We start from the raw sequence: 10,257 nt of genomic DNA on the forward strand, positions 1-10,257 counted from the left end.
AGGTCGTCTGAAATCAATTTTCAGACGACCTTTTTGTTAGGCAACGCGGTATCAAAGTTTCTTCATATAGTGGATTAACTTTAAACCAGTACGGCATTGCCTCGCCTTGTCCTGATTTAAATTTAATCCACTATAACAGCTATTGATTTGACTTTAGCATCAGCCTCTTTTCGCTGGACGGCTTGGTTTCGAGCCGAAAGAATCGTTGGCTTTACGTTTGCCTTTGAAGCCTTCGCCGCCTTTCTTAAATCCTTCTTTTTTGAAACCTTCGCCGCGCGATTTGCCGCCGAAGCCTTCTTTACCCGGTTTCTTATCGCCGCGCCAGCCGCCGGATTTTCTATCGCCCCAGCCGCCTTTGCCTTTCGGCTTGCCGCCTGCGGATTTGCGCTTGCGGGTCGGTTCCATGCCTTCGACGGTCAGCTCGGGCAATTTACGGCCGATGTATTTTTCGATTTTGTGTACTTTGACGTATTCGTTCACTTCGGCGAAGGTAATCGCAATACCCGTGCGCCCTGCCCGTCCGGTACGGCCGATGCGGTGAACGTAGTCTTCCGCCTGTTTCGGCAGGTCGTAGTTGATGACGTGGGTAATGGTCGGCACGTCGATACCGCGTGCGGCAACGTCGGTGGCAACCAAAATTTTGCAGCGGCCTTTGCGCAAATCCATCAGCGTGCGGTTGCGCCAGCCTTGCGGCATGTCGCCGTGCAGGCAGTTGGCGGCGAAACCTTTTTCGTACAAATCGTCGGCGATGACTTCGGTCATGGCTTTGGTGGACGTGAAAATCACGCATTGGTCGATGTTGGCGTCGCGCAGGATGTGGTCGAGCAGGCGGTTTTTGTGGCGCATATCGTCGCAATACAGCAGTTGCTCTTCGATTTTGCCTTGGTCGTCCACGCGCTCGACTTCGATGATTTCAGGGTTTTTCGTCAGTTTGCGCGCGAGTTTGCCGACCGCGCCGTCCCAAGTGGCGGAGAATAATAAAGTCTGACGGTCGATCGGTGTGGCTTCGACGATGGTTTCGATGTCGTCGATAAAACCCATGTCCAGCATACGGTCGGCTTCGTCCAAAATCAGCACTTCCAAACGGGCGAAATCGACTTTGCCGCTTTGCATCAAGTCCATCAGACGGCCCGGCGTGGCGACAATCAGGTCGACCGGTTTGCTCAGAGCGCGGGTTTGGTAGCCGAAAGATGCGCCGCCGACGATGCTGACGGTGCGGAACCAACGCATATTTTTGGCGTACGCCAGCGCGTTTTTCTCGACTTGCGCCGCCAATTCGCGGGTCGGCGTCAACACCAACGCGCGCGGGCCTTTGCCCGGTTTCTCGCTGCGTTTGGTCAGCCGCTGCAAAGTCGGCAGCAGGAAGGCGGCGGTTTTGCCGGAGCCGGTTTGCGCCGAAGCCATGATGTCGCGGCCTTCCAAAGCAAACGGAATGGCTTGCGCCTGAATCGGCGTCGGGCTTTCGTAACCCTCGCTGCTTACGGCGGACAAAATGTTTTTATCAAGGTTCAAATCGGCAAATTTAATAGACATGGCTATCCTAAAGAGACAACAACGCGCACGCCTGAACAGTTTTCAGACGACCTGAAGCAAAGGAAAGTAACGATACGGGAAATGTGAAGTTACAGGGTTGTCGCAAGCATCTTGCTTGTGGTTAACATCGACGACAACCTGCACAGAAAGGCTTGGCAAATAAGCAAGCAATAAAAGAAACGCGCCCGAAACGGCGGTTTAGGTTGGAAGACGATGGCTTCGTATAAAAAGGCGAACGGCGGATAATAAAGTAGAACCCTGCCGAGGTCAAGCAAAACAGACTTTTTTCGCAAAATCAAGCTATAATGACGCATCAATCAACTTACCATAAAGCCGTCATGAACCTGCTCAAAACCGCCACCCTATTGCCTGCCCTTACTGTGTCCCTGTTATTGAGCGCGTGCAGCGGTTCGGAAGCCTATCGCGGCGAATGGAAGGCAATGGCGCCCGACGGCTCGAAAGCCGAAATCAGCTTCGCGGAAAAAAGTTTTACCGTAAAAGACGAAAAAGGCGCGCAAACCGTTTATGAATACACCCAAAACAAATACCAATATGAAAACGGCAGAACCAGCTACGGCATCGATATTAAAAACAGCTCTGAAATGTTGATTATTTTTCCGTTTAAAGGCAACGAGACCCGTGCCGCCATGACCGCGCCCGACAATACGCTTATTTACACCCTTGACCGCAACAACTACGTCTCCGCCCAAGAATTCTGGAAACTTCCCCGATAAGGCCGTCTGAAACCATGACCGACATCACTCCCTTCGCCAACCGCATGGGCAAAAACATCAAACACCTCATGAAATGGGCAAAACGCAACGGCATCGAAGCCTGGCGCATTTACGACCGCGACATCCCCCAATTCCCCTTCGCCGTCGATGTTTACGGCGACCAAATCCACCTTCAGGAATACGATACCGGCTGGCTGATGCAGCCCGAAGAATACGAGGCGTGGCTTACCGAAGTATTGGAAGCCGTCGCTTTCGTTACCGGTTTTACGCCCGAACAAATCCACCTCAAACGCCGCGAACGCCAAAAAGGCTTACAGCAATACGAGAAAACCGGCAAAACCGGCGACGATTTCGTCATCACCGAAAACGGCCGCAAGTTTTGGGTCAACCTCGACAAATACCTCGACACCGGCCTCTTTCTCGACCACCGCAACACGCGCAAAAAAGTCGGCGAAACCGCAGCGGGCAAACGCTTCCTCAACCTGTTTTCCTACACCGGCAGCTTCACCGTCTATGCCGCCACCGGCGGCGCAGCGTCCAGCGAAACCGTCGACTTGTCCAACACTTATCTCGATTGGGCGAAACGCAATTTCGAACTCAACGGCATCAGCCCCGAACAACACAAAATCGTCCGCGCAGACGTGTTCCAATACCTGCAAAACGCCGCCGCCGAAGGCAAACAGTTCGACCTTATCGTCATGGATCCGCCCAGCTTCTCCAACAGCAAAAAGATGCTCGACATCCTCGACATCCAGCGCGACCACCCAAAACTCATAGCCGACGCGATGAACCTGCTCGCTTCAGACGGCATTTTGTACTTTTCCAACAACTTGCGCAGCTTCGTCTTGAACGACTCGGTATCGGAACAATATGCCGTGAAAGACATTTCCAAACAATCCGTTCCCGACGATTTCCGCAACAAGAAAATCCATCAGTGTTGGGAAATCCGGCATAAAGCCTGACTGCCCTCGGTCGTTGTTTGAAAGACCCAACGCTTTATCAGCCTTTACTTTTCAGACGACCCCTCCGGTTTATATGCCCAAAGGTCGTCTGAAAACTGGCAAAACAGCTTTCAGACGACCTCATCAAGCTTGATTCAAGCCCCCTCATCCCCATTTTCAGCCTATAAAACGGATTGGGATACCATCTGTCACTCAACTATACAAGTCCCGCCCCGCTTCACGGTATAATCAGCCCCATATCACTTCACAACAAGGAACACACAAGATGGATTGGAAAGGACGCGAACAGAGTCAAAACGTAGAAGACCGACGCGGCAGCAGCGGTGGAGGCGGCGGCGGTAGAACGCCCGGCATCCTCGGCATTATCGTCGTTTTGGTCGGTGCTTATTACGGCGTCGATTTGAGCGGCTTGGTCGGCACGCCTTCTATGGGTACGGGTTCAACCCAAACCTCCCAGCTCAAGCCTCAGGAAGAAGCCGAGTTGAACGAACTTGCCCGCGTCGTCCTCGCCGATACGGAAAAAGCTTGGGGCAGCTATTTCAAACAACACGGACAAAATTACACCCCGACCACGCTGGTGTTATACAACGGCGGTACATCCACCGCCTGCGGCATGGGTCAATCGGCAATGGGCCCGTTTTACTGCCCGGGTGACCAAAAAGTCTATCTCGACTTAGATTTTTATAGAGATATGCAGACCAAACTCAACTCTGCCAGCGATGCCGCGTTTGCCTACGTCATCGCACACGAAGTCGGACACCACGTCCAAAACCTGCTCGGTATCCTGCCCAAAGTCCACAGAATGCAGCAGCAGGTCGGCAAAAAAGAAGCCAATGCCCTTTCCGTCAAACTCGAATTGCAGGCGGACTGCTACGCGGGCATTTGGGGGCATTACGCCGTCAACAATAATATCTTCAAAGCCGAAGACATCACCAAAGCCATGCTGGCTGCCGAATCCGTCGGCGACGACCGCCTGCAGAAAGAGGGGCAGGGCTACGTCGTTCCCGACAGCTTTACACACGGCTCGTCCGAACAGCGCATGGCATGGCTCAAACGCGGTTTGGACAGCGGCGACATCAACCAATGCAACACTTTCGGTAACTGATTGAAACCGCAGCAATTGTTATTTGATGTAACCCCTAAAGGTCGTCTGAAAGCCTTCAGACGACCTTTGCCTATGTTAGAATAAGCCCGTTTTCCATTCACAATCACAAAGGAAACCATCATGGCAAACATTGCCCGCGACATCTTCAAAGCCTACGACATCCGAGGCATTGTCGGCAAAACCCTGACCAACGAAGCCGCCTACCTTATCGGCAAAGCCATCGCCACCAGAGCCGCCGAAAAAGGCATCACCCGCATCGCACTCGGACGCGACGGACGCTTGAGCGGTCCCGAATTGATGGAACACATCCAACACGGCTTTACCGACAGCGGCATCGACGTCCTCAATGTCGGCATGGTCGCCACCCCCATGCTGTATTTCGCCGCCATCAACGAATGCGGCGGCAGCGGCGTGATGATTACCGGCAGCCACAACCCGCCCGATTACAACGGTTTCAAAATGATGCTCGGCGGCGAGACCCTCGCAGGCGAAGCCATCCAAGAGTTGCTCGCCCTGATCGAAGCCGACAAACTGGTTGCCTCCGACAAAAAAGGCAGCGTGACTGAAAAAGACATCTCCGGCGAATACCACAACCACATCGTCGGTCACGTCAAACTCAAACGCCCCATGAAAATCGCCATCGACGCGGGCAACGGCGTAGGCGGCACGTTCGCAGGCAAGCTCTATAAAGGTTTGGGCAACGAAGTAACCGAACTTTTCTGCGAAGTGGACGGCAATTTCCCCAACCACCATCCCGACCCTTCCAAACCAAAAAACCTGCAAGATTTGATTGCCGCGCTGAAAAACAGCGATGCCGAAATCGGCTTGGCTTTTGACGGCGATGCCGACCGTTTAGGCGTCGTGACCAAAGACGGCAACATCATCTATCCCGACCGCCAGCTCATGCTGTTCGCCCAAGACGTTTTGAGCCGCAACCCCGGCGCGAAAGTCATCTTCGACGTCAAATCCACCCGCCTGCTGGCACCGTGGATTAAAGAACACGGCGGCGAACCCGTCATGGAAAAAACCGGCCACAGCTTCATCAAGTCCGCCATGAAAAAAACCGGTGCGCTGGTTGCCGGCGAAATGAGCGGACACGTCTTCTTCAAAGAACGCTGGTTCGGCTTCGACGACGGTCTGTACGCCGGCGCACGCCTCTTGGAAATCCTGTCCGCCTTCGACAATCCATCCGAAGTGTTGAATAAGCTGCCGCAAAGCATTTCCACGCCCGAACTCAACATCGACCTGCCCGAAGGCAGCAACGGCCATCAGGTTATCGAAGAACTCGCCGCCAAAGCCAAATTCGAAGGCGCGACCGAAATCATCACCATCGACGGCCTGCGCGTAGAATTCCCCGACGGCTTCGGCCTGATGCGCGCCTCCAATACCACGCCGATTTTGGTGTTGCGCTTCGAGGCGGATTCCGACGAAGCCATCGGGCGGATTCAAAACCAGTTTAAAGCTGTCATCGAAAGCAATCCCGCGCTGAAATGGCCGCTGTAAACGGTTAACGCTTTAAAGCTCAAAAGGTCGTCTGAAAACCGATATTGCAGGTTTTCAGACGACCTTTTGTTTCGATGTTTATGCCCTTCAAACTTACTCATGGCAACGCCCTGCTCTTCTAAGCCAATACGCCTAAACTTCCCCATCCAAGACCTTTGACTTCCATCAAACAAAATTATCTTCTTCAAAAAACGCCCGTTGTCCTTTACCCAAGAAAATAAATGCGTTCACCTCCTCACCCAATATCCAAATATTGCTTATTGGATAAATACACAGCCAACATGGCAGCGAATTAATGTTTAAAAATCAAAAATAGAGCCATTTATCTACAAAATAGCCACCCAATATAATATTAAATGCCAACCATACCAACACACCCGACTTTATACGAAAAAATCCACACCGTTTTCAGACGACCCCAACCCGATTAAAAGCCTATTTTCCCAACCATTTCAGGCTACTATGCACAAACAGCTTCTTACAGTATGATGGACTTCTCAATTTTGCCTTAAGCCTGCATGCGTTTCAGCGGCGCAGGCAGCAGGAATCAGGCTTCCAAACAAATCCAACCTCAACTCGGAGTAAACATCATGTTGACCCAGACCCAACAGGTCGATTTGACCCTGCATCATCTCAAAGAGCGCGCCTTGGCAGAATATAGCCCCAAACAGCGTGCGACCGTCGAAGCTTCCGAAGACTGGAAACAGTTTGACCGGCGTTTGAACGAGCATTTTCCCAAGCTGATGCACGAGCTGGACAACGTTTACAACGACAACGAAGCCGTCCTGCCCATGCTGGAACAACTGATTGCCCAAGCATGGCAAAGCTATTCCCAACGCGACAAGTCTCTGAAAGCCATCGATGCCGCGCGTGAGAATGACCCCGATTGGATTTTGTCCAATAAACAGGTCGGCGGCGTGTGTTATGTCGATTTGTTCGCAGGCGATTTGAAAGGCTTGAAAGCCAAAATCCCTTATTTTCAAGAACTGGGGCTGACTTATCTGCACATGATGCCCCTGTTTAAATGCCCTGAAGGCAAAAGCGACGGCGGCTATGCGGTCAGCAGCTACCGCGACGTCAATCCGGCTTTGGGTACGATAGACGACTTGCGCGATGTCATTGCCGCGCTGCACGAAGCGGGCATTTCCGCCGTCGTCGATTTCATCTTCAATCACACTTCTAACGAACACGAATGGGCGAAACGCTGCGCCGCCGGCGACCCGCTTTTCGACAATTTCTACTATATCTTCCCCGACCGCTGGATGCCCGACCAATACGACCGCACCCTGCGCGAAATCTTCCCCGACCAGCATCCGGGCGGCTTCTCCCAATTGGAAGACGGACGCTGGGTATGGACGACGTTCAATTCCTTCCAATGGGATTTGAATTACAGCAATCCATGGGTATTCCGCGCCATGGCAGGCGAAATGATGTTCCTCGCCAATCTGGGCGTCGACATCCTGCGTATGGACGCCGTTGCCTTTATTTGGAAACAAATGGGTACGGATTGCGAAAACCTGCCGCAAGCCCACGCCTTAATCCGCGCGTTCAACGCCGTCATGCGCATCGCCGCACCTGCCGTGTTCTTCAAATCCGAAGCCATCGTCCACCCCGACCAAGTCGTCCAATACATCGGACAAGACGAATGCCAAATCGGCTACAACCCGCTGCAAATGGCATTGTTGTGGAACACCCTTGCCACCCGCGAAGTCAACCTGCTCCACCAAGCCCTCTCCTACCGCCACAACCTGCCCGACCATACCGCATGGGTCAACTACGTCCGCAGCCATGACGACATCGGCTGGACGTTCGCCGACGAAGACGCATGGCAGTTCGGCATCCACGGCTACGACCACCGCCAATTCCTCAACCGCTTCTTCGTCAACCATTTCGACGGCAGCTTCGCGCGCGGCGTCCCCTTCCAATACAACCCCAACACCGGCGACTGCCGCGTCAGCGGTACTGCCGCCGCCTTGGCAGGTTTGGCGCAACATGACCCGCACGCCGTTGACCGCATCAAACTCTTGTACAGCATCGCCCTGAGTACCGGCGGCCTGCCCCTGATTTATCTCGGCGACGAAGTCGGCACGCTCAACGACGACGACTGGTCGAACGACAGCAACAAGAGCGACGACAGCCGCTGGGCGCACCGTCCGCGTTACAACGCCGAGTTGTACGAACAGCGCCACGACCCGTCAACCGCGGCAGGACAAATCTATCAAGGCCTGCGCCACATGATAGACATCCGCCAAAACAACCCGCGTTTGAACGGTGGCCGTCTGGTTACCTTCAACACTAACAACAAACACATCATCGGCTACATCCGCAACAACGCGCTGTTGGCGTTCGGCAACTTCAGCGAACACCCGCAAACCATCAGCGCGCACACCCTGCAAGCCATGCCCGCCCGCGCCAAAGACCTCATCAGCGGCGAAACCGTGGCATTGAATCAGGATTTGGTGCTGCGCCCCTACCAAGTGATGTGGCTCGAAATCGCCTGATGATTTAAGCAGCTTAAAAACGCAAAGGTCGTCTGAAACTCGGCATTGCCCGTTTTCAGACGACCTTTTTGACAAAATATAGTGGATTAAATTTAAACCAGTACAGCGTTGCCTCGCCTTAGCTCAAAGAGAACGATTCTCTAAGGTGCTTAAAGCACCAAGTGAATCGGTTCCGTACTATCTGTACTATCTGCGGCTTCATCGCCTTGTCCTGATTTTTGTTAATCCACTATAAATGTTCCACACACAACCTGCCCACCGCCTTTCCCCATAGGCGCAACCCGCTCGTTTCTTCATCTTCAAGTCAACAAATCTCTAAAAAATCCATTTATCCAGCAGCCATCCGGTTCTCATCCCAAAGCCTGAAAGAGCAAGCCGCCTTTCAGACGACCTCCTGCCAAATCAGTTACAATTCATCCCTATGAACAAAACCGAATCAAACGTTTCGGAAACGCCGCCCGTCCGCCCGTCCCGATGGCTGCCCCTGCTGTTGGCGATTGCGATTTTCATGCAAATGCTGGACGCAACGATTCTGAATACCGCCCTGCCCGAAATCGCCAAAGATTTCAAAGTATCGCCGCTCAATATGCAGCTGGCGGCGATTTCCTATACGCTGACCGTTGCCCTGCTGATTCCTTTAAGCGGCTATTTGGTGGACAGGTTCGGCACTAAAAACGTATTTTTCGGCTCAATCGGCATTTTTATGCTCGGATCGGCATTGTGTGCGGCGGCAGCCAATCTGCCCATGCTGGTGATGGCGCGGGTGATTCAGGGCATAGGCGGGTCGATGTTGGTACCCGTACCGCGCCTGACGATTTTGCGCGTGTACGACAAATCCCAACTGCTCAACGCCATCAACTATGCCGTCATGCCCGCGCTGATCGGTCCGATATTCGGACCTTTGGTCGGCGGCTATTTGGTCGAATACGCATCTTGGCATTGGATTTTCCTGCTGAACCTGCCCATAGGGCTGCTTGGCGTCTTGCTGGGCTGGCGGATTATGCCCGATGTCAAAGGCGAAAATACCGCGCTGGACTTGAGCGGCTACCTGACTTTCGCTTCGGCGGCGTGTCTCTTAATGTTGGCTGTGGAAATGGTGTCCCACTCTGGCGCAGTTTGGTTTTCGCTCTTGCTCGCCATCGGCGGTACAGCCTTCGCCCTGCTCTACTACCGTCACATGAAAACTGCCGCCAACCCGATTTATGCGGCGGATTTGTTCCAAGTGCGCACTTTCCGTCTGGGTTTGACAGGCAATCTGTTCAGCAGGCTCGGTATCAGTTCCATTCCTTTTTTGCTGCCGCTCTTGTTTCAAGTCGCATTTGGATTTGCCGCCAGCGTATCCGGCTGGCTGGTCGCACCCGTCGCTTTCGCCTCGCTTGCCGTCAAACCGCTCATCAAACCCCTGATGTCGCGCTTCGGCTACCGCAGCGTGTTGATTTGGAACACGCGCCTCCTCGCCATATTGATTATGCTGCTTGCCCTACCCGATGCGGACACGTCTTTAATCGTCTGGATTGCATTGCTGCTCCTGATTGGTACTTGCAACTCCATCCAATTCTCCGCCATGAACACCCTGACCATCGCCGACCTGCGCGCGCACCAAACCGGCAGCGGCAACAGCCTGATGGCAGTCAACCAACAACTCGCCATCAGCCTCGGCATTGCGCTCGGCGCGCTTATCCTGCAAAACTGGTCGCAAAGCAGCTTCACCGCAGGCAACCTCCACCTTTCATTTCGCCTTACCCTGCTTTCCATCGGCTTGATTACCCTCGTCTCCAGCACCATATTCAGCCGCCTGCACATTTCCGACGGACGCAACCTAACGACTTCAAAAAAATAGGTTAAAATGCGAACCGTATAAATATCGAACTTCTTTTCAGACGACCCCACTAAATATAGTGGATTAACAAAAATCAGGA

General features: G+C 53.2%; 7 protein-coding genes. 6 read left to right on the forward strand and 1 reads right to left on the reverse strand.

Annotated features, from left to right (window positions below):
• Positions 1-159: 159 nt before the first annotated feature.
• The gene (locus HMPREF2572_RS11515; protein WP_070498772.1) at positions 160-1,533 is read right to left on the reverse strand and encodes a DEAD/DEAH box helicase; all 1,374 of its coding nucleotides are present in this window, start codon (positions 1,531-1,533) and stop codon (positions 160-162) included.
• A 305-nt stretch (positions 1,534-1,838) separates the two neighbouring features.
• On the opposite strand from HMPREF2572_RS11515, the gene HMPREF2572_RS11520 reads away from it, so the two are divergent.
• The 6 genes from HMPREF2572_RS11520 (at position 1,839) to HMPREF2572_RS11545 (ending at position 10,178) form a co-directional block, all read left to right on the forward strand.
• A complete protein-coding gene (locus tag HMPREF2572_RS11520; protein WP_246827820.1) occupies positions 1,839-2,267 on the forward strand; it encodes a glycosyl transferase in 429 nt (142 codons plus the stop codon).
• Positions 2,268-2,281: 14 nt separating this feature from the next.
• A complete protein-coding gene (locus HMPREF2572_RS11525; RefSeq protein ID WP_070498773.1) occupies positions 2,282-3,229 on the forward strand; it encodes a class I SAM-dependent methyltransferase in 948 nt (315 codons plus the stop codon).
• 265 nt (positions 3,230-3,494) lie between these two features.
• The gene (locus HMPREF2572_RS11530; RefSeq protein ID WP_003760141.1) at positions 3,495-4,334 is read left to right on the forward strand and encodes a KPN_02809 family neutral zinc metallopeptidase; all 840 of its coding nucleotides are present in this window, start codon (positions 3,495-3,497) and stop codon (positions 4,332-4,334) included.
• Between the two features lie 120 nt (positions 4,335-4,454).
• Positions 4,455-5,837 (forward strand): phosphomannomutase/phosphoglucomutase, encoded by a 1,383-nt coding sequence (locus tag HMPREF2572_RS11535; protein ID WP_070498774.1) that lies wholly within the window; start codon positions 4,455-4,457, stop codon positions 5,835-5,837.
• 590 nt (positions 5,838-6,427) lie between these two features.
• Entirely contained in the window at positions 6,428-8,338 is a 1,911-nt protein-coding gene (locus tag HMPREF2572_RS11540) for an alpha-amylase family protein (RefSeq protein ID WP_060974389.1), read from the forward strand.
• A gap of 421 nt (positions 8,339-8,759) precedes the next feature.
• Complete coding sequence (locus HMPREF2572_RS11545; protein WP_070498775.1) at positions 8,760-10,178, forward strand: MFS transporter; 1,419 nt, start codon at positions 8,760-8,762, stop codon at positions 10,176-10,178.
• Positions 10,179-10,257: the final 79 nt, after the last annotated feature.

Origin of the sequence: Neisseria sp. HMSC064E01 (assembly GCF_001808875.1) — a bacterium.
Taxonomy (GTDB): Bacteria; Pseudomonadota; Gammaproteobacteria; order Burkholderiales; family Neisseriaceae; genus Neisseria; species Neisseria sicca_A.